This window comes from Brevundimonas sp. NPDC090276, from assembly GCF_044772165.1.
Lineage (GTDB): Bacteria > Pseudomonadota > Alphaproteobacteria > Caulobacterales > Caulobacteraceae > Brevundimonas.
In genome coordinates this window covers 788604-807274 of sequence record NZ_JBIVYK010000002.1, presented here as the reverse complement: position 1 = coordinate 807274, position 18671 = coordinate 788604, and the positions used below count along the sequence as shown (strand labels likewise).

Sequence of the window (18671 nt, the reverse complement as noted above, 5' to 3'; positions counted from 1 at the left end):
CCCGGCGAACCGTTGCAATAGGTCGGTAGCTCCTCGCTCAGCTTATCGGGGAGACTTCCATGAAACTGTCCGCCGCCTTCCTGGCCGCCGCTGCTGTGCTGATGGCCGCCGCGCCGTCGATGGCCCAGATCGTCGCTCCGCCGGACCCCGATCCGATGCCGGCGCCGCTGCACGCGCCGAACGGTCGTTGGGCCGCCAAGGGATGGGCTGACCGTATTGTTCTGAGCCCGGCTGCCGACGCCGCCCGCGGGGCAGGCGTGGCCTGGCGTACCGACACCCGTCAGACGGCCGCCGAAGCCCAGATCGCCGAAGAGATCGACGGCCCGCTGCTGGGCTACACCGCGCGCACGGTGGCCGGGACCACGGCCCCGATGGCCAACGAGAATGGTCAGGCCCTCTATCATCAGGTTCGCTTCGATGGACTGAAACCTGATACCCGCTACGTCTATCGTGTGCGCGCCGCCGACGGCTGGAGCGAGTGGCTGCCGTTCCGCACGGCCAAGGCAGCGTTTGCGCCCTTCCGCTTCATCTATCTGGGCGACACTCAGAACGACATTCTGGAGATCGGCTCGCGCGTGATCCGCTCGGCCTTCAAGGAGGCTGGTCCGGCGGCTCTGGTCGTCCACGCCGGCGATCTGGTGGCCCAGCGCGAGGTCAAGGTTCACGACGACGAGTGGGGAGAATGGACCGAGGCCGGCGGTCGCGCCTTCGCCATGACGCCGCAGTTGCCCGCCAGCGGCAATCACGAATACGTCGATCACGTGCTGCCGAACGGTGAGGAAACGCGGGTGCTCGGGCCGCACTGGGCCCTGCAGTTCGCCCTGCCGGACAATGGCGCCGAGGGCGTGAAGGCGACCAGTTACTTCGTCGATTATCAGGGCGTCCGCTTCATCGTTCTGGACGGCACGGCGGCGCTGGATCTGGGCGGGCTGGAGGCGCAGACGCGCTGGTTGGACGCTGCGTTGGCCAGCAGCCCCGCGCGCTGGAACGTCGCCCTGTTCCACCAGCCCATCTATACCTGCGCCCGACCGGAAGACACGGAAGAGCTGAAGGCCGCGTGGAAGCCGATCTTCGACGCCCGCAATATCGATCTGGTGCTGCAGGGCCATGACCACTGCTATGGTCGCGTCTCCAACCCGACGGGCGCCGAGGCTTCGCGCGCCGACAGCGCGGCGGGGCGCCCGCAAGGGCCGGTCTATGTCGTCTCGGTCACGGGGTCCAAGATGTACGGCCTGAACGATCGGGCGGACACCCAGCCGGTGCGCGCCGCCGAGAACACCGAGCTCTATCAGCTGATCGACGTCGAGGCCGACCGTTTGTCGTTCCGGGCCTTCACAGCTACGGGTCAACTCTACGACGCCTTTACCCTGACGCGGGGGGGGGACGGCCGTAATCGTCTGGCCGAGAGCGATCAGAGCTTGCTGGCCTTGCGTCGTTGTGATGGCGCGGCGGGGCCGGATGACCGGCCCTGCACGGCTGAAATCAAGGACTGATAGAGGGGCGATCCGCCGTTCTTCTTGCCGTTGGGGAGGGTTTCGCCTACCCCTCGGCCCCTTGAATCAACGGACCACGGATCCTTCCTCGATGACCCTCGCGCTTCTCTTCCCCGGTCAGGGCAGCCAGAGCGTCGGCATGGGCGCAGCTCTCGCCGAGGCCTTCGCCAGCGCCCGCGACGTCTTCGCCGAGGTCGACGACGCGCTGAACCAGAAGCTGTTCGACCTGATGCGCGAAGGCCCGGAAGACCAGCTGACCCTGACGGAAAACGCCCAGCCGGCCCTGATGGCCGTCTCGGCGGCGGCGGCGCGGGTGCTGAAGGTCGAGTTCGGCGTGGACGTGACCAAGGCCGGCTTCGTGGCCGGTCACTCGCTGGGCGAATATTCGGCTCTGGCGGCGGTCGGGGCGATCAGCTTGTCGGACACGGCGCGTCTGCTGAAGCTGCGCGGCCAGGCCATGCAGCGCGCCGTGCCGGTGGGCAAGGGGGCGATGGCCTCGCTGATCGGTCCCAAGACCGACCTGGCTCTGGCCGAAGCCGCTGCCGCTTCCGGTTCGGAAGTCGGCGTCTGCGTCGTCGCCAACGACAACAACAACGGCAACGTCGTCATCTCGGGCGACAAGGCCGCCGTGGACCGCGCCATCGAGAAGGCCAAGGAACTGGGCGCGCGGGCTATCCCGCTGAACGTCTCGGCGCCCTTCCACTGCTCGCTGATGCAGCCCGCCGCCGACGAAATGGCCGCCGCCCTGGCCGACGCGAAGATCCTCGCCCCGGCCGTGCCGGTGGTCGCTAACGTCACCGCCCGCCCGGAAACGGACGCCGAGGTGATCCGCCACCTGCTGGTCGAGCAGGTCACGGGCCGCGTGCGCTGGCGCGAGAGCATGGAGTGGATGGCAGGCGAGGGCGGCGTGACCCTCTTCGCCGAGATCGGCTCGGGCAAGGTCCTGACCGGCATGGCCAAGCGCATCGCGCCGGACGCCGAGAGCCTGGCGCTTAACACGCCGGAAGACCTCGAAGCGTTTGCGAAGTCGCTCTGATTTCATAGGGATAGAAACAAATGTTCAATCTTTCGGGAAAGATCGCCTTGGTGACCGGCGCGACCGGCGGCATCGGCGGGGCCATCGCGCGCTCGCTGCACGCCCAGGGCGCGACGGTGGTGCTGTCGGGCACGCGCGAAGCCGTTCTGGCTGATCTGGCCAAGGAACTGGGCGAGCGCGCCTTCTTCGCCGCCGCCAACCTGTCGGACGCGGAATCGGTCGACGGTCTGGTCGCGCGCGCCGAGGAAGCCGCCGGCGGGCCGCTGGACATCCTGGTCGCCAACGCCGGCATCACCAAGGACGGCCTGCTGATGCGGATGAAGGACGAGGACTTCCAGTCCGTCATCCAGATCAATCTGGAGAGCTACTTCCGCCTGACCCGCGCGGCGGTGAAGGGGATGATGAAGCGCCGTTCGGGTCGCATCATCGGCGTGACCTCGGTGGTCGGCGTGACCGGCAACCCCGGCCAGACCAATTATTCGGCGTCCAAGGCCGGCATGATCGGCTTCTCCAAATCGCTGGCTCAGGAAGTCGGCTCGCGCGGGATCACGGTGAATTGCATCGCGCCGGGCTTTATCGCCTCGCCGATGACCGACGTGCTGAACGACCAGCAGCGCGAGGCCATTCTGACCAAAATTCCGTCGGGCCGTCTGGGCACGGGCGACGAAATCGCCGCCGCCGCCGTCTATCTGTCATCGGACGAAGCCGCCTATGTCACGGGGCAGACCCTGCACGTAAACGGCGGCATGGCGATGATTTAAGGCGTTGCGCGTCGTCATCACGACGCGCAACAATCTGTTTCCCGCCCCGATGGCTGTGCTAAAGGGCGGGAACGCTTCGCGGTCGTGAGTCTCTTCGGGGGCTTGCTTCCCAAGAGCTGCCGTGACACGGCGAACATTGAGACCCCGCCTTCACGGCGACAAACAAACAGGCAGAGAGACACTCATGTCCGACACCCTCGAACGCGTCCGCAAGATCGTTATCGACCACCTGGACGCCGATCCGGACAAGGTCACGGAAAAGGCTTCCTTCATCGACGACCTGGGCGCTGACTCGCTCGACAACGTCGAACTGGTCATGGCCTTCGAAGAAGAATTCGACGTCGAGATCCCGGATGACGCCGCTGAGCACATCCAGACCGTCGGCGACGCTGTGAAGTTCATCGACGAGAAGCTGGCTGGTTAATCCGGCTGCGATTCGTCGCACTTCCTAAGTGATGGCCGCCGTGGCGGGCCCCTAGCGGGACCGTCCGGCGGCCATTATTGTTTTCGGTCACGATTCTTATAGTCCAAGGAGCGCGAACCATGCGCCGCGTCGTCATTACGGGCCTCGGCCTTGTCACTCCGCTCGGTTCGGGCGTGGAACATGTCTGGCAGGGCATCGTCGAGGGGCGCTCGGGCATCGGTCCGATCACCGCCTTTGATACCGAGGGCTACGGCTGCACCATCGCTGGCGAAGTGCCGTCCGTCGACGGTCGTGGTCGCGGCGCGCCGGATCAGCCGGGCGTCTTCGATCCCGATCAGGTGATGTCGGCCAAGGACCGTAAGCGCGTCGACGACTTCATCTTGTACGCCATCGCCGCCGCCGATGAGGCTCTGGCTGACGCCAACTGGAAGCCCGAATCAGAGGACGACAAGGAAGCGACCGGCGTCATGGTGGGCTCCGGCATCGGCGGCCTCGGCCCCATCGCCGACACGGCCATCGTGCTGAAGGAACAGGGCGTCCGTCGCGTCAGCCCCTTCTTCATTCCCTCGGCTCTGATCAACCTGGCCTCGGGCCAGATCTCGATCCGCCACGGCCTGAAGGGCCCTAACCACTCGGTCGTCACCGCCTGCGCCACCGGCGCCCACGCCATCGGCGACGCGGCTCGCATGATCGCCCTGGGCGACGCCGAGGTCATGGTGGCGGGCGGCGCCGAAAGCTCGGTCGTGCCGATCGGCATCGCCGGCTTCCTGGCCTGCAAGGCCCTGTGCACCGCCTACAACGACACGCCCGAAAAGGCCTCGCGTCCCTATGACCGCGGCCACGCCGGCTTCATCATGGGCGAGGGCGCCGGCATCATGGTGCTGGAAGAGTACGAACACGCCAAGGCGCGTGGCGCCAAGATCTATGCCGAGGTCGTCGGCTACGGCATGAGCGGCGACGCCTATCACATCACCGCCCCGTCCGAGGACGGCGACGGCGGCCTGCGCGCCATGAAGGCGGCGCTGAAGCGCGCGGGCCTGCAGCCTTCGGACCTGGACTACGTCAACGCCCACGGCACTTCGACCATGGCCGACTGGATCGAACTGAAGGCCATCGAGCGTCTGGTCGGTGATCACGCCAAGGATGTCGCCGTCTCCTCGACCAAGTCGATGACGGGTCACCTGCTGGGGGCCGCCGGGGCCATCGAGAGCATCTTCTCGGTCCTGGCCATCCGCGACCAGATCGCCCCGCCGACCATCAACCTGGACGACCCGGAGATGGAGACGCCGATCGACCTGGTCCCGCACAAGGGCAAGCCGATGAAGATCGATGTCGCCATGTCCAACAGCTTTGGCTTCGGCGGCACCAATGCGGCCGTGATCTTCAAGAAGGTCGACTGACTTGGCCAAGGCTCCGTCGCGTCGTCCCACGCCCAAGGTTCGCATCCCCAGGAACCGCGTGCCGAAGCGGGGCGGCGGCGGAGCGTCCTCGAATTCGGGCAAGTCCAGCCTCGGCGTCGGTCTGATCACCGCCGCCGGGACCCTGGGCCTGTTCGTGGTCGCGGCTCTGATCGCCCTGTGGACGGTCTACTGGGGACCGGGGCCGAAGGCGGCTGAGGGCGACGCCACCGTCGTCACCCTGCCGTCGGGCGCAGGCGTCTCGGCGATCGCCGCCAATCTGAAATCGGCGGGCGTGATCCGTTCGACCGACCTGTTCCGCGCCGCCGTAAGCCTGAGCGGCGCCGACCGCAAGATTCGCGCAGGCGAATATGAGGTGCCGTCGGGCGCCTCTCTGGCCACCGTGGTCGGCCTGCTGGTCGACGGCAAGGCGGTGCGCCACTACGTGACCCTGCCCGAGGGCTGGTCCAGCGCGCAGGCGGTCGACATCCTGATGAAGCAGCCGGTCCTGACCGGCGAGGTCGAGGTGCCGGTCGAGGGCAGCCTGTGGCCCGACACCTATGAGGTGTCGCGCGGCGAGACCCGCGCCTCGGTCATCGCCCGCATGCAGCGCGCCGCCAAGACCAAGCTGGACGCCCTGTGGGCCCAGCGCTCGCCCAACACCATTGTCACCACTCCCGAAGAGGCCATGGTACTGGCCTCCATCGTCGAGAAGGAGACGGGGCTGGCCTCGGAACGGCCCGAGGTGGCGGCGGTCTTCACCAACCGTCTGCGGCTGGGGATGCGGCTGGAGAGCGATCCGACCATCGTCTACGGCGTGACCAAGGGGCGTCCGCTGGGACGCGGCATCCGCGCCTCGGAACTGCGCGCCCAGACGCCGTGGAACACCTATCTGATCGACGGCCTGCCGCCGACGCCCATCGCCAACCCCGGCGAAGAGGCGCTGAAGGCGGTGCTGAACCCGCCGCGTTCAGAATATGTCTTCTTTGTCGCCGACGGCACCGGCGGCCACGTCTTCGCTCGCACTTATCCGGAGCACCTGCTCAACGTGGCGCGCTGGCGCGAGATCGAGCGCCGCAAGGCGGGGCTGCCGCCGGGCCAGACGGCCTCGGTCCCCGGCGCCGCGCCGACGCCGATGGGAGAAGCGGCGGCTGCGCCCGTGGCCATCCCGCCGGGCGCCAAGGTCATTTCCGTGCCGACGGCGGCCCCGCAATGAGCGGCGCCATCTCCGGCATGACCGGCTTCGGTCGGGCCGACGGGACGCTGGACGGCTGGACCTGGACGGTCGAGGCGCGTTCGGTCAACGGACGCTCACTGGAGGTCCGCTATCGTGGTCCCGGCAGTTTTGAGAACCTGGAGCGGCTGACCAAGGCGGCGGCGCAGGCGCGTCTGAACCGGGGTCAGGTGACGCTGGGCGTCCAGGCCAAGCGGGCCGAGGGCGCCGAGCCCGCCCCGCGCGTCAACGAAGCCGTGCTGGCGACCTATCTGAAGCTGGCGAACCAGTTGGCGGAAGAGGGGGCGGTGCCGCCTTCGGCCGACGGCCTTCTGTCCCTGCGCGGCGTTATCGAGGTGGCCGAAGAAGTCGAGGACCCCGAGGCCCACGCCGCCGTCGAGGCCGCCATCGCCGCGACCGTCGAACAGGCGCTGGATGCGCTTAAGCTGTCGCGTCAGCGCGAGGGCGAGCAACTGACGCCGGTCATCCACGACTTCGTCGGCACGATCGAGGCCCTGACGGCGCGCGCCGAACTGGAAGCCTCGAGCCAGACCGAGGCGATCCGCGAACGCTTCACCCGCCGGATCAGCGAACTGGCCCCCGATGCGCCGGGCCTGGACGAGCGAATCTTCCTGGAAGCCGCCGCCCTGGCCACCAAGGCGGACGTGCGCGAGGAGCTGGATCGGCTGACGGCCCACGTCGATTCCGCGCGGACACTGTTGCAGCAACCCCCCGCCGGGCGAAAACTCGACTTCCTGATGCAGGAATTCATGCGTGAAGCGAACACGCTCTGCTCGAAATCCGCTACCACGCCGCTCACCGGAATCGGCCTCGAACTGAAGGCCGTCATCGAGCAGCTTCGAGAACAAGTTCAGAATGTCGAATAACCGCACCCCCCGCCGTGGCGTCCTGCTGATCGTGGCCAGTCCGTCGGGGGCCGGGAAAACCTCGCTGTGCCGCCGCCTGATGGCCGACCACAAGGGGCTGGAGCTGTCGGTGTCCATGACCACGCGCGGCATCCGTCCGGGCGAGGTCGACGGCCGCGACTATCACTTTGTCACCCACGAGGAGTTCCAGCGTCTGATCGACGCCGACGCCTTCCTGGAATGGGCGGACGTGCACGGCAACCGCTACGGCTCGCCGCGCGCGCCGGTGGACCGCGCCCTGGCCGAGGGCCGCGACGTCCTGTTCGACATCGACTGGCAGGGCGCCCGCGACGTGGCCGAGAAATGCCCCGGCGACGCCGCCCGCGTCTTCGTCCTGCCGCCCAGCCTGGAAGAACTGCGCCGCCGTCTGGTGACGCGCTCGCAGGACGCCGAGGACGTGATCGAGCGCCGCGTGGCCAACGCCAAGGGCGAGATCGAGCACTGCGACGAGTTCGACTACGTCCTGGTCAACGAGGACTTCGACCGCTCCTACGCCGAGCTGGCCCACATCTATCACGCCGAGCGCAGCCGCCGTCACCGCAACCTGTGGGTCGACGCCTACAAGAGCGCCCTGATGAAGGAAGTGGTCTGACGACCATGAACGACGCCGAGCACCGTCGCTGGCTGACCCAGGCCGTGGATCTGGCGCTGGAGAACGTCCGCGCGGGCGGGCGTCCCTTCGGCGCGGTTCTGGTCAAGGACGGCGTCGTCGTGGCGACTGGCGTCAACCGGATGCTGGAGACCTGCGACCCCAGTTCTCATGCCGAGATGGAGGCCCTGCGTCAGGCGGGGCCGGCGCTGGGGACCGTCGACCTGTCGGGCAGCGTCCTCTACGCCAGCGGCCACCCTTGCCCCATGTGTCTGGCGGCGGCGGTGATGACGCGGGTGGACGCGGTCTTCTACGTCTTCAGCAACGCCGACGCCGAGCCCTATGGCTTCTCCAGCACGGCCGCCTATGCCGCGCTGGGCGTCCGCACCGACCCGGCGCCCCTGCCGCTGAGACAGCTGGACGTGCCGGGCCGGACGGCGGCTGAGCTTTACGGTCCGCAGGCCTAGCGGAAGACCACGCGCACGCCCGGCTTGACCTTGGATGCTAGCTGTTCGGCGTCCCAGTTGGTCAGACGCACGCAGCCGCTCGAGAAGGTCTTGCCGACCTTGGACGGGTCCGGCGTGCCGTGGATGCCATAGGTGTCGCGCGACAGGTCGATCCACACCGAACCGACCGGATTGTTCGGTCCGGGCGGCACGATCACCTTGCGGTCGCCCCGATCATAGCTGACCCGGTCGGGGTCGTAGGTGTAGTTGGGCTCTGGCGCGACGCCGACCACGCTCAGGTCGCCCGAGGGCGCGGGGCGGGCGGAACTGCTGATGGTGGCCGGATAGAAGGCCAGCAGCTTGTTGTCAGCGTCATAGGCCCGGACCGAACGCTCGGTCTTGTCCACCACGATCCGGGCGACGTCGGCGGTTAGGTCGGTCTGGGCGACGGCGGCGACGGTGATGCTCTGGCCCGCCTTGCCGAACTCGACCCCGGGATTGAGGGCGCGCAGCAGGCCCTCGGTCATGTGGAACTTCTCGGCCAAGGCCTCCAGCGGCGTGGCGTAGCCCACGGTCTCCAACTTCGACATGGTCTGAAGGTCGGACGGGACCTGACCGATGAAGGGCCCGGCCAGGTCAGCGGCGGTGATGACGTAGTCGGCCATGACCTTGCCCGCATCGCTCGCTGCCAGGCGGCGGAAGACTTCGGCGTCCAGAACGCCGTCCTCGGGCAGACCGGCGGCCTTTTCAAACGCAGCGATGGCCTGACGCGTATTGTCGCCGCCCAGGCCGTCAATGACGCCGGGGGAGAAGTTGGCGCGGTCCAGCAGGATCTGGGCGCGGGCGATGGCGGGATCGGGCGTAGCGGGCGCCGTCTCGGCGTTGGCGGCGGGAGGTGCAGCCTCGAACACCGCCGCTTCAATCGCCTCTCGCGTGAGCGCAGGCGCGGGTGAACCGGCGGGCGGCTGTTCGGGCTCTGGCGTCTCGGCGGGCGATCCGCAGGCGGTCAGGAAGACCACGGTGAAGGGCAGGGCGGCGGAAGCAACAAGACGCGATTTCAGCATGAAGGCTCCGAAGGTTTCGGGCCCTGACGAACGCCTCTAGGCGCTGAGGCGTTCCTCGGCGGCCGCCGTTCGCGCCGCGAAGAAGGGCTTGATGCGGTTGAGGGCGTCCTCGACCTGCGCCGTCGAGACGGCGAAGCTGAAGCGGATGAAGCGGTGGCCGTTGACCGGATCGAAGTCGACGCCTGGGGCGGTCGCCACGCCGGTTTCGCGCAACAGGGCCTCGCAGAAGCTGATGCTGTCGTCGGTCAGGTGGCCGATGTCGGCGTAGATATAGAAGGCGCCGTCGGGCGGGGCGATGGAGCGCAGGCCCATGGCCGGCAGGGCGTCGAGCATCAGGGTGCGGTTGGCGCGATAGACGTCGATATTGGCCTCCAGCTCCTCTTCCTCGTCCATGGCGATCAGACCGGCGTGCTGGCTGAGGGTGGCGGGGGTCAGGAACATGTTGCCGACGCGGGCGCGGGCCTGCGGCACCTCGGTCTCGGGCAGGATCAACCAGCCGAGACGCCAGCCCGCCATGCTCCAGTATTTTGAGAAGCTGTTGACGATCAATGCGTTCGGCTCGAACTGCAGCATGGACGGGGTTGGGCCGGTATAGGACAGGCCGTGGTAGATCTCGTCCGAGATGATCGAGATGTTGCGCTCGCGGCAGACCTCGGCGATGGCCTTTAGCTCGGCCTCGGGGATGATGGTGCCGGTCGGGTTGGCGGGGCTGGCGATGATGACGCCAGCGGGCACGGGTTCGAGGGCGCGCAGGGCCTCGGCGGTCAGCTGGAAGCGCACCTCGGGGCCGCAGTCGATCTCGACAGGCTCCATGTGCAGGGCCTTCAAGGTGTTGCGATAGGCGACGTAGCCGGGACGGGCGATGGCCACGCGATCACCGGGCTGGAAGCGCATCATCAGGGCCAGCACCAGGGCGGGGGATGCGCCCGCCGTCATGACCACCCGCTCGGGATCGACGGTGACGTCGTAGCGGTCGTCATAGAGCTTGGCGACGCGGGCGCGCAGGGCCGGGCTTTCCCAGTAGCCGCCGGGCTCGCTGTCCAGAATGCGGTGGGCCTGGGCGATGGCGGCGGCGGGGGCGCCGGTCGAGGGCTGGCCGAACTCCATGTGGATGATGGAGCGGCCCTGGGCCTTCAACTCATGGGCCAGGCGGCTGACGCTGATCGCGCGGAAGGGTTCGATTTCAACAGTCATGGCAAGCTTTACTTGAGGGCGTCGGCCAGGCGGAGGAAGCCGGCGATGTCGATGACTTCGGCGCGGGCGTCGGGTTCGATGCCGGCGGCCTCGCAAAGAGCGGCGCCGCCGAGCTGTTTCAGGCTGGAGCGTAGCATCTTGCGGCGCTGGCCAAAGGCGGCGGCGGTGACGCGTTCCAGCTTCTTCAGGCGCTCGGGCGAGGGGCGCTCGGCGCGCGGGACCACATGCACGACCGCCGAGGCCACCTTGGGCGGCGGCGTGAAGGCGGCGGCGGGCAGGTGCATGACGATGCGGGCCTCGGCCACGGCCTGGGTGATGACGGCCAGGCGGCCATAGGCGTCGTCGCCGGGAGCGGCCACGATGCGCTCGGCCACCTCCTTCTGGAACATCAGGGTCAGGGCGCAGGGCGTCCACGGTCCCGTCAGCCATTTGATCAGCAACGGCGTGCCGACGTTGTAGGGCAGGTTCGACACCAGATGGGCCGGACCCTCGACGAGCTGGTTCTCGCGCACGTTCAGGGCATCGCCCTCGACGATGGTCAGGCGGCCCGAGCCGTCGTCCAGTTCGCTGAGCAGGGGGATGAAGCGCGGGTCCTTCTCGACCAGCACCACCTTGCCGGCGTCGCTTTCCAGAATGGCGCGGGTCAGACCGCCGGGGCCGGGGCCGACCTCGATTACGGCGCGGCCGTCGAACGGACCTGCGTAGCGGACGATCTTTCGCGTTACGTTCAGGTCCAGCAGGAAGTGCTGGCCGAAGCTCTTCTTGGCCAGCAGGCCGTGGGCGTCGAGCGTCTCGCGAAGGGAGGGAAGGTCCGTCATACGGGACGCCTTAGCGCGTGGCGCGCGCCGCCGCCATCTCTGAAGCCAGTCGCACGGCAGCGATGAAGCTGTCGGCGCGGGCGATCCCCTTGCCGGCGATGTCGAAACCGGTGCCGTGGTCGGGCGAGGTGCGGACAATGGGCAGGCCGAGCGTGGCGTTCACCCCGCCCCAGAAGTCCAGGGTCTTGACCGGGATCAGGGCCTGATCGTGATAGAGGCAGACCGTCGCGTCGTAGCGGGCGCGCGCCTCGTCGTGGAACAGGGTGTCGGCGGGCAGGGGGTCGGTGATGTTCAGCCCTTCGGCGCGCAGGGCGGCGGCGGCGGGGCGCAGGACCTCGACCTCTTGCAGCCCGATCGAGCCGCCTTCGCCCGCGTGGGGGTTCAGGGCGGCCATGGCCAGGCGCGGGGCATGGATGCCGAAGTCGCGCTTCATCGATTCGTGGACGACGCGGGCGACGCGCATGATGCGGTCTGCTGTCACCAGTTCCGGCAGCTGGTCGATCGGGACATGGATGGTCACCAGACAGGCGCGCAAATCCTTGGCCGTCAGCATCATGACCGGGCCCCGCGTGCCGCTGAACGGCATGTCGGCCGTCAGCTCGGCGATGAACTCGGTGTGCCCGGGGAAGCGGAAGCCCGAGGCGTACATCGGCGCCTTGGCGATGGGGGCCGTGACCACGCCGCCGCCTTCGCCCGAGATGACCAGATCGACCGCGCGCTCGATCCAGTCGGCCACGGCGGGGGCGTTGCGGGGATCGGGTACGCCCGGCGTGACCGGCGCGGGGGCCGGATGGTGCAGGACGGGAATGGCGCGGCCGAAGACGCTGCGAGCGTCCGTCGGACTGAAGATTTGCTCGACCTTCACGCCCTGGGCCGCCAGGACGTCGGCGTCGCCTATGACGGCGAAGGGCGTGACGGGAGCCAGGGGGCCGGGCGGCGTGGCCAGAACCGGCCACGCCTTGGCGATGATCTCCGGCCCCACGCCGGCGGGGTCGCCCATCGTGACGATGAGCGGCCGCCCGAACATCACTGCTTGACTTCGATCAGGGCGTCGGCTCGCAGATCGCGCAGATAGCGGCGGCCCAGCATGGCGTAGTTCTGGTTTTGCAGGCGCGCTTCGACCTGCTGCGCCGAAGGCGCTTCGGGGCCGCCGAGACGGCGGCCGCAGACGGCCAGGACGTGGACGCCCAAGGGGCTGCGCACGACGCTGCTGATGGACCCGACGTCGGCCGAACGTGCGACCTGCTGGAACTGCGGCAGCAGGTTGGCCACGTCGCTTTCGCCCAGATCAGCGCCCTGCATGCCCTGCTCGGCGCGAGCACGCTGCAGGATGTTGTCGCAAGTGGTTCCGCTGCGGAACGACTCAAGGCGTTGGGTGGCGGCGGCGACGTCGGCTTCACTGGCGGTTTCCGGCAGCTCGATCATGACCTGCTTCATCTGCACCAGGCTGGTGGCCGCGCCAGAACGCTTGTCGCGCATATAGAGGATGTAGACGCCGCCATCGACCGGGATCGGATTGGACAGTTGGCCGACGTCGAGCGCTGCCATCGCCTGCTCCAGAGCGGGCTGGACCGTGCCTTGCACCACCCAGCCGGCGTCACCGCCGCGGGCGGCTGACGGGGCGGCCGAAAACTGACGGGCGACGGCCATGAAGGGGGCCCCCTGGACCATTTGCTGCACCAGCTGGCTGGCGCCGTTCATCGCTTCCTGCATGCCGCCGACGCGGCTGGCTTCGATGTAGATTTCCCCTACCAGATACTGGGGCTTGGTCGCCGACTCGGTCAGTTGGCGCATTGCCTGTTCGACCTGGGTGCGGGTGACCTTGGCGCGGTCTCTGAAGCGACCCCCGACCAGATCCCGCCAGGCGATCTCAATACGCAGTTGCTCGCGGAAGGGCTGGGGACGGATGCCGCCCTGTTCGAGGAAGGCCATGTAGCCCTGCGGTGTCGTGCCGGCCTCACGGGCCATGCCGGCGATCTCTTGATCCACTTCGGCGTCGGAAATCTTCAACTGCTCGAACTTGGCGATTTCAGCGGCCTGCAGGTGCTGTTCAATCAGGTCGTTCAGGGCCTGCTGCTGGATGGCGCCGATGTTTTCTTCGGTCGGCTGGACCTGGGTCATGGCCATGAGCACCAGCATCCGCTGACGCAGGTCGAAGCCTGTGATGATCCGGTCATTGACGGTGGCGATGATGCCGTCAGCCATGCGGAACTGAGGCGCTGCGGTCGCTGCGCGCTGCGGGGCTTCTTCCGCCGCGGGGTTTAGAGTGCCCGCAGCGGGCGCTGGCTGCGCCGGCGCCGTCTGGGCCAGCGACGGTCCGACAGCCGTAACGGCCATAAGGGCGGCCATGGCCACGCCCGTCGTGTAACGCATTAAACGCATCGTCAGTCCTGATTCCCTAAAGCGGTCTCGACCCGGTCCCAGCAGCGCCATCAAGCATTCCGGGCCACGTAGGGCGTACGCCCCTGCACGCCATGCTTACCGCATATCTCTTCGATCATAACCTGAACCTCCGAAAGTGGCGAGGTTAAGTCGAACATAGACGCCCTCGGAGGGACCCGTCGGGCGTACCCGAGTATTGTCGCGCCGCCAGCCCAGTTCGAAGCGGAAGCAATCGTCGTCGAACAGCAGGCCGACCTCTGACCGGGTGATGATATTGCGTTCCAGGTCGGCGATGCCGTTCACCGCGACGCCCCAGTTGCCATGGATGAATTGCTGGCCGGAAAGCTGGACGAATTCGTAGTTGCGGTTGAGGGGGCCGCTGACCGGGTTGGAACGGTCTATGATGTAGCTCATGCTCGCGGCGTTGCGGCGCCCCCATCGTCCGTCGACGGTTGTTTCCGCGCGTCGCACTTCGCCGTTTCCATCGACAGTGGCGTGGAACCATCCACGCATACGCTCGGAGGGCGAGAAGGTCGCCTGAACTACCCAATCGGTCGTACGAGAAGCAATGCCCGACGGATCATAGAGCCTCGACGGATCGTCGGGAATCGGGGTGAGGAATTCACGCTGTTCGTCGGCCCGAATGGAGCGCCCGATGAACAGGCTGGCGGATCGCTTGTCGTCCCAGCGCAGAGTGGCGCGAGCGCCGGCCGTGAAGCGCAGCCTTCCTTCCATCAGGTCGTAGCCAGGAAAACGATCCATGCTGAACAGGGACGTCTCGTCCAATTCTAGCGTTTGGCTGTCTTCGTTGGGGATGCGCGGGTCCAGGTCAGCGTCGGTCGAAGCCGACAACTGGGCCATGGGTTCCAGCACCAGATCCGATGAGGCGCTAAGGCGGCGATACAGCGGATAGCTGACATCCACGCCCGCGCTGGCGCGTCCGCGCGACAGAACGTCGGAGGTTTTGCCGAGCATTGGCGGCAGATCATCCACGGAATAGACGTCCAGTCGACCATCGACGAACGGCTCCCAGCGCAGACCTGTCGGCGTGATGATCGTCCGCCGCCAGTCGACCTGGCCCGTGACGCGGCGGCTGTCGACCCCAGGCAGATCATCGGTCAGACCGGGCGGGATCAATTCGGGGCGCAGGGTCGGGAAGCCGACATAGGCGTCGCGCGTCAAGGCCACGGCCGAACCGCGCAAACGCAGACGTCCGCCGAACACCGGACCTTCGGGTTCCCAGCGCGCGTCCACGATGGGCGCGACCAGAGGCAAGGTGTTCTCGCGCTCGAAGATCTTGAAGCCGTTCGGGTCGCGGAAGTCCGTCGCGGAAAAGCGCGGGTCCAGCCGCAGGCTCTGGATCGAGAAGGCGGCCACCGAGAGATAGGATCTCTGGGTCTGACGCTCGGCGTAGACCTGGCTGATCAGGCGACGACGGTCGCCATAGTAGAGGCCGTTGTCCTGATAGGTCGAGCTGACGTCATAGCGGTCGAACAGGGTCTTGTCTGAAACCCGCTCGGCGGTGAAGCCATAGCGCCATGGTCCCTCGGGATCGAACTTGCCGTGCGCCAGCAGATAGCTGCGGCTGGTGCGGTCGCCGAACCGGACATTGCTTTCGGTGTCGCCGTCGCCGTCCAGGTCGAAGTCGCCGAAGTTGCGGCCGTAGGTGTAGCCGCCGCGCGCGACGATGGTCCCATTCTCGAAGCGCCGCCGCCATTGCAGGTTCATCAAGGGCGCGACCTTGGTGTTGATCTGCGGGCTGAAGAGCCAGTCTTCGGACGGCGAGACTACGAGCAGGTACGGAATTTCGACCGAGCCGCCTCGGCCCTCGTCCCAGTCCACGCGAGGGATCAGGAAGCCGGAGGCGCGATCAACGCTGGGGTCGGGGTGGGCGAAGGCCGGCAGGTAGAAGACGGGCACGCCGCCGACACGGAAGACTGCGTTGCGGTACAGGATGGCGCGAAGGTTTTCGTCCTGCACGGCCTTGTCAGCCTGGATCGAAATGGTCGGCTGTTTGGGGCCGTCGACGTCGCAGATCGGGCAGGGGGTGAAGATGACCCGGTTCAACTCGCTGACGTTTTCCGAGCGGCGCACAGCGGTCGCGGCCATCAGGCTGGCGCCGTTGGCCAGGCGCAGGGCCAGATCGGTGGCGACTCCGGCCTTGAAGTCCGCATCCAGTTCGACGCGGCTGGCGTGGAGAACTGAGCCGTCAGGGGCCACCACCTCGGCGTGACCGGCGGCGGTCGCGACGCCGCTCTTGAGGTCGTAGGTGACCTGCTCAGCGCGGATGCTGTGGTCGCGGGTGCGGGCAAAGACACGATCATCCGGCGTGCCGCTGGCGGTGACGACGTCGCCTTCACGGGCCGCCGAATCGGCGTTCACATAGAGGCCGCCTGGCGACAGGCCGTCCGAAGCAGGCTGGTCCGTCGTCTGCGTCGTCGATGCAGCTTGCGCTTGCGTTGGGGCGCCGGCGTTCTGGGCCAGCGCCGGTAGCGCGGGCATACAGGCGATCAGGGCCGCACCGGCCAGGAGCCGGGCGCGCAGGGCTCCCTCTCGGGATGTGCGGCGATCACTCATGCGGAATCCACTCTTTGCCGGGCGACCGGAAACCGTCCGATTAGCCGTCTTCGGTATAGAACAGCAAGGTAAAGGCGGCGAGCGCCGTTAGCACAGGCGGCAACCACGCCGCCAGGAAAGGCGGCACGACCTCGGCCGAGCCCATGGCTGATGAGAACTGGTTCACGAAGAAGAAGGCGAAACCCAGCACGACAGCGGCGACGGCCATCCGCGCCAGATCGCCCAGGCGCATCAGACGCAAAGAGAAAGCGGCGGCCAGAATCGACATGGCGGCGAACATCAGCGGCGTCGCCAGAAGCTGTTGCAGGCGCAACCGATAGGCCGTCGAGGCGAAGCCCGCGTCCTCGATTCTCTGGATCTGGTTCGGCAGCGACCAGAAGGGTGTGGACTGCGGCCGGGCGAAGCGCTGGAAGGCTTCTTCGTCGGCCAGATTGGAGGGGAGATCCAGCGTAGCGTAGCGAACAGCGCGCTGGCCGGTCTGGGCGCCCGTGGCGTCTGTCAGGCGCCAGCGGCCGGCGGTCAGAGAGGCCGTGGCGGCGTCGATCCGCTCGGTGAAGGTGCGGTGGCCCTCCGGCGTGGTGGTGTAGATGAAGAAGCTGGCGTCCAGCAGGCGACCGCTGGCCGGGTCCTGCTGTGCGCCGCGAATGATCATCTGCCGCGAGGCGTCGCCCTCACGTAGCCAGACGGCCTGTTGCGCATCGGCTCCGGGGGTCGATCCGGAAATTCGTCCGCGTTCGCGTTGCCACAGGCCGTCGCCCGCCGCAGCCATGGGGCCAAACACGGTGACGGTGAGAACGCCGAGCACCAGGGCGCAAGCCGCAGCCGGAAGGACGAAACGCCAGGCCGAGACGCCAGCCGCCCGCATGGCGATCAGTTCGCTGCGTCGGTTCAGCCCGACAAAGGCCGCCAGTGTGCCGAACAGAAAGACGAAGGGCAGCAGTTGGATGATGACGCTGGGCGATTTCAGCAGCACCAGGCCGAAGATGCGGGCGCTGGATAGTTCGCCGGACGAGTTCAGTCCACGCGACACCTCGACGAAGTCGATGAGCATCACCAGGGCCGAGATGACGGCCAGGGCCACGGCCAGAGCCCGCAACTGCTGGACCAGGACGTAGCGCTCGATGCGGCCTAAACGGAGCCTCATGCGAACCTCGCCTTGAAACGCTCATAGGGCGCCCAGACGCGCCGACGATGCGGTTTGAGGGCGCGGAACAGCAGGCGCAGCGCAACGAAGCAGGTGGCCAGCGGCAGCAGATACTGCAGCAGGTTCAGCGCACCATTCCAGGCGCTGGCCGCGACCAGGCCGTAGCCGACGACGCGGACGACCAGGAACACGCCCGCCGCCTTGGCGATGCGGCCACTGTAACCGGTGCGGCTGAAGGATCCGCCAAGGATGGCCGTCAGCGCCAGCGCCATCGCCGCCAGGGCGTAGAGCGGCGAGGCCAATCGGGAGTGGGCCTCCGCCAGCAATTCTCCGCGCGTCCCCGCGCTTTCCAATTGGGCAGGCGTGGGATTGAACAGTTCCGTCAGCCACATATCGGACGGTTTGAAACGGATGCGTTCGGTTGTCTTGGTATAGGGCGACAGGTCGAAGACCTGCTGGTCAAACGACAGCTGGTTCAGCACATCGCGCGACGAGTAGCGCTGCATCGAGCCGTTTTGCATGGTCAGGATCGGCACGCCGTCGATGCGGCCGAAGCGGGCGGTCTCGGCGTCCCAGGTCGTCACCGTCTTGCCGTTGTCCAGGTAGACGAACAGGTTTTTCAGCAGACCGTTCTGCTCGATCTGCTGCACATAGACCGTCAGGCCGCCAGGGCCCTGGACGAAGCGGCCCTCTTCGACCAGCAGGGCGGCCAGGTCGGTGCGGATGGCGAAGGCCTGACGGCGGCCTTCACGCTGGGCCCACGGTTGGACGAAGACATTGGTGATAAGGGCGATGACGGCGACGATGACGGCGATCTGGATCGCCGGCCGGATCAGCGACCAGCGGCTGACGCCGGCAGCGTAGGCGGCGGTGAGTTCCTGTTCGCGCTGCAGCCGCGTCAGGGCGATCAGCGCGCCGACGAAAAGGCCGATGGGCAGGATGACGGCAATCAACTGGGGCAGGGCCAGCAGGGTCAGCTTGGCCATGACCCATACGCTCTGGCCACGCTCGACGATGACTTCGAGCTGATCCAGGCTTTGGCTAAGAAGGCCGATTCCGGCCAGCGCCACGCACGCTGCCACGACGGGCAGGCCGATCTGGCGGAAGAGATAGCCCTGAATCAGCGTCATGGTCTGGAAAGAAAGGGTTTTGGGGGCGAGCGAGTTGCAGCCGGGAGCGATGCGGGCCATGTAATACACATCCCAGC

17 protein-coding genes are annotated in these 18671 nt (G+C 67.4%); 9 read left to right on the top strand and 8 right to left on the bottom strand.

The genetic code is table 11. The features are described 5' to 3' along the window. Positions 1-59 precede the first annotated feature (59 nt). The 9 genes from ACIQTU_RS09735 to ACIQTU_RS09695 all read left to right on the top strand — a co-directional run bounded on the left by ACIQTU_RS09735 (position 60) and on the right by ACIQTU_RS09695 (position 8306). The gene (locus ACIQTU_RS09735) at positions 60-1493 is read left to right on the top strand and encodes a fibronectin type III domain-containing protein (RefSeq protein WP_400545903.1); all 1434 of its coding nucleotides are present in this window, start codon (positions 60-62) and stop codon (positions 1491-1493) included. Between the two features lie 91 nt (positions 1494-1584). Further along, entirely contained in the window at positions 1585-2529 is a 945-nt protein-coding gene (gene fabD, locus ACIQTU_RS09730; RefSeq protein ID WP_400545895.1) for an ACP S-malonyltransferase, read from the top strand. A 20-nt stretch (positions 2530-2549) separates the two neighbouring features. After that, positions 2550-3290 carry a 3-oxoacyl-[acyl-carrier-protein] reductase gene (gene fabG / locus ACIQTU_RS09725; protein ID WP_400545892.1) on the top strand — a complete coding sequence of 247 codons (741 nt, stop codon included), beginning with the start codon at positions 2550-2552 and terminating at the stop codon, positions 3288-3290. Positions 3291-3474: 184 nt separating this feature from the next. Then, on the top strand, positions 3475-3714 hold the full coding sequence (locus tag ACIQTU_RS09720; RefSeq protein WP_105564338.1) for an acyl carrier protein: 240 nt from the start codon (positions 3475-3477) through the stop codon (positions 3712-3714). Between the two features lie 119 nt (positions 3715-3833). After that, positions 3834-5114, top strand: coding sequence for a beta-ketoacyl-ACP synthase II (gene fabF / locus ACIQTU_RS09715; protein WP_292082526.1), 1281 nt, complete (start codon positions 3834-3836; stop codon positions 5112-5114). Position 5115: 1 nt separating this feature from the next. Next, a complete protein-coding gene (gene mltG / locus ACIQTU_RS09710) occupies positions 5116-6327 on the top strand; it encodes an endolytic transglycosylase MltG (RefSeq protein ID WP_400545887.1) in 1212 nt (403 codons plus the stop codon). After that, positions 6324-7211, top strand: a complete 888-nt coding sequence (locus ACIQTU_RS09705) for a YicC/YloC family endoribonuclease (RefSeq protein WP_400545884.1) — start codon at positions 6324-6326, stop codon at positions 7209-7211. The genes mltG and ACIQTU_RS09705 overlap by 4 nt, the downstream gene beginning before the upstream one ends. Next, on the top strand, positions 7201-7842 hold the full coding sequence (gene gmk, locus ACIQTU_RS09700) for a guanylate kinase (protein WP_312783971.1): 642 nt from the start codon (positions 7201-7203) through the stop codon (positions 7840-7842). The genes ACIQTU_RS09705 and gmk overlap by 11 nt, the downstream gene beginning before the upstream one ends. A 5-nt stretch (positions 7843-7847) precedes the next feature. Next, positions 7848-8306, top strand: coding sequence for a nucleoside deaminase (locus ACIQTU_RS09695; protein WP_400545880.1), 459 nt, complete (start codon positions 7848-7850; stop codon positions 8304-8306). Here ACIQTU_RS09695 and ACIQTU_RS09690 read toward each other — a convergent pair. The 8 genes from ACIQTU_RS09690 to ACIQTU_RS09655 all read right to left on the bottom strand — a co-directional run bounded on the left by ACIQTU_RS09690 (position 8303) and on the right by ACIQTU_RS09655 (position 18654). After that, positions 8303-9349 (bottom strand): L,D-transpeptidase, encoded by a 1047-nt coding sequence (locus tag ACIQTU_RS09690; protein ID WP_400545877.1) that lies wholly within the window; start codon positions 9347-9349, stop codon positions 8303-8305. The genes ACIQTU_RS09695 and ACIQTU_RS09690 overlap by 4 nt on opposite strands. A 36-nt stretch (positions 9350-9385) precedes the next feature. After that, the gene (locus ACIQTU_RS09685) at positions 9386-10543 is read right to left on the bottom strand and encodes a pyridoxal phosphate-dependent aminotransferase (RefSeq protein WP_400545874.1); all 1158 of its coding nucleotides are present in this window, start codon (positions 10541-10543) and stop codon (positions 9386-9388) included. A gap of 8 nt (positions 10544-10551) precedes the next feature. Continuing rightward, positions 10552-11361, bottom strand: coding sequence for a 16S rRNA (adenine(1518)-N(6)/adenine(1519)-N(6))-dimethyltransferase RsmA (rsmA, locus tag ACIQTU_RS09680; RefSeq protein WP_400545871.1), 810 nt, complete (start codon positions 11359-11361; stop codon positions 10552-10554). Positions 11362-11371: 10 nt separating this feature from the next. Beyond that, complete coding sequence (pdxA, locus tag ACIQTU_RS09675; RefSeq protein WP_400545868.1) at positions 11372-12388, bottom strand: 4-hydroxythreonine-4-phosphate dehydrogenase PdxA; 1017 nt, start codon at positions 12386-12388, stop codon at positions 11372-11374. After that, the gene (locus ACIQTU_RS09670) at positions 12388-13734 is read right to left on the bottom strand and encodes a peptidylprolyl isomerase (RefSeq protein ID WP_400545865.1); all 1347 of its coding nucleotides are present in this window, start codon (positions 13732-13734) and stop codon (positions 12388-12390) included. The genes pdxA and ACIQTU_RS09670 overlap by 1 nt, the downstream gene beginning before the upstream one ends. A 105-nt stretch (positions 13735-13839) precedes the next feature. Next, positions 13840-16320: an LPS-assembly protein LptD gene (locus tag ACIQTU_RS09665; protein WP_400545862.1), complete on the bottom strand. Its 2481-nt coding sequence runs from the start codon at positions 16318-16320 to the stop codon at positions 13840-13842. A gap of 40 nt (positions 16321-16360) precedes the next feature. Then, positions 16361-17464: an LPS export ABC transporter permease LptG gene (gene lptG, locus ACIQTU_RS09660; RefSeq protein WP_400545859.1), complete on the bottom strand. Its 1104-nt coding sequence runs from the start codon at positions 17462-17464 to the stop codon at positions 16361-16363. Then, positions 17461-18654: an LptF/LptG family permease gene (locus ACIQTU_RS09655; RefSeq protein ID WP_400545856.1), complete on the bottom strand. Its 1194-nt coding sequence runs from the start codon at positions 18652-18654 to the stop codon at positions 17461-17463. The genes lptG and ACIQTU_RS09655 overlap by 4 nt, the downstream gene beginning before the upstream one ends. Between the last annotated feature and the right edge of the window lie 17 nt (positions 18655-18671).

Excerpts from the sequence above, each read along its gene's own strand:
- ACIQTU_RS09665 (WP_400545862.1), bottom strand. The coding sequence starts at position 16,320 with ATGAGTGATCGCCGCACATCCCGAGAGGGAGCCCTGCGCGCCCGGCTC.
- ACIQTU_RS09655 (WP_400545856.1), bottom strand. The coding sequence starts at position 18,654 with ATGGCCCGCATCGCTCCCGGCTGCAACTCGCTCGCCCCCAAAACCCTT.
- rsmA (WP_400545871.1), bottom strand. The coding sequence starts at position 11,361 with ATGACGGACCTTCCCTCCCTTCGCGAGACGCTCGACGCCCACGGCCTG.
- ACIQTU_RS09685 (WP_400545874.1), bottom strand. The coding sequence starts at position 10,543 with ATGACTGTTGAAATCGAACCCTTCCGCGCGATCAGCGTCAGCCGCCTG.
- gmk (WP_312783971.1), top strand. The coding sequence starts at position 7,201 with ATGTCGAATAACCGCACCCCCCGCCGTGGCGTCCTGCTGATCGTGGCC.
- ACIQTU_RS09670 (WP_400545865.1), bottom strand. The coding sequence starts at position 13,734 with ATGCGTTACACGACGGGCGTGGCCATGGCCGCCCTTATGGCCGTTACG.
- ACIQTU_RS09720 (WP_105564338.1), top strand. The coding sequence starts at position 3,475 with ATGTCCGACACCCTCGAACGCGTCCGCAAGATCGTTATCGACCACCTG.
- ACIQTU_RS09695 (WP_400545880.1), top strand. The coding sequence starts at position 7,848 with ATGAACGACGCCGAGCACCGTCGCTGGCTGACCCAGGCCGTGGATCTG.
- fabD (WP_400545895.1), top strand. The coding sequence starts at position 1,585 with ATGACCCTCGCGCTTCTCTTCCCCGGTCAGGGCAGCCAGAGCGTCGGC.
- ACIQTU_RS09690 (WP_400545877.1), bottom strand. The coding sequence starts at position 9,349 with ATGCTGAAATCGCGTCTTGTTGCTTCCGCCGCCCTGCCCTTCACCGTG.
- pdxA (WP_400545868.1), bottom strand. The coding sequence starts at position 12,388 with ATGTTCGGGCGGCCGCTCATCGTCACGATGGGCGACCCCGCCGGCGTG.
- ACIQTU_RS09705 (WP_400545884.1), top strand. The coding sequence starts at position 6,324 with ATGAGCGGCGCCATCTCCGGCATGACCGGCTTCGGTCGGGCCGACGGG.
- fabF (WP_292082526.1), top strand. The coding sequence starts at position 3,834 with ATGCGCCGCGTCGTCATTACGGGCCTCGGCCTTGTCACTCCGCTCGGT.
- fabG (WP_400545892.1), top strand. The coding sequence starts at position 2,550 with ATGTTCAATCTTTCGGGAAAGATCGCCTTGGTGACCGGCGCGACCGGC.
- ACIQTU_RS09735 (WP_400545903.1), top strand. The coding sequence starts at position 60 with ATGAAACTGTCCGCCGCCTTCCTGGCCGCCGCTGCTGTGCTGATGGCC.
- lptG (WP_400545859.1), bottom strand. The coding sequence starts at position 17,464 with ATGAGGCTCCGTTTAGGCCGCATCGAGCGCTACGTCCTGGTCCAGCAG.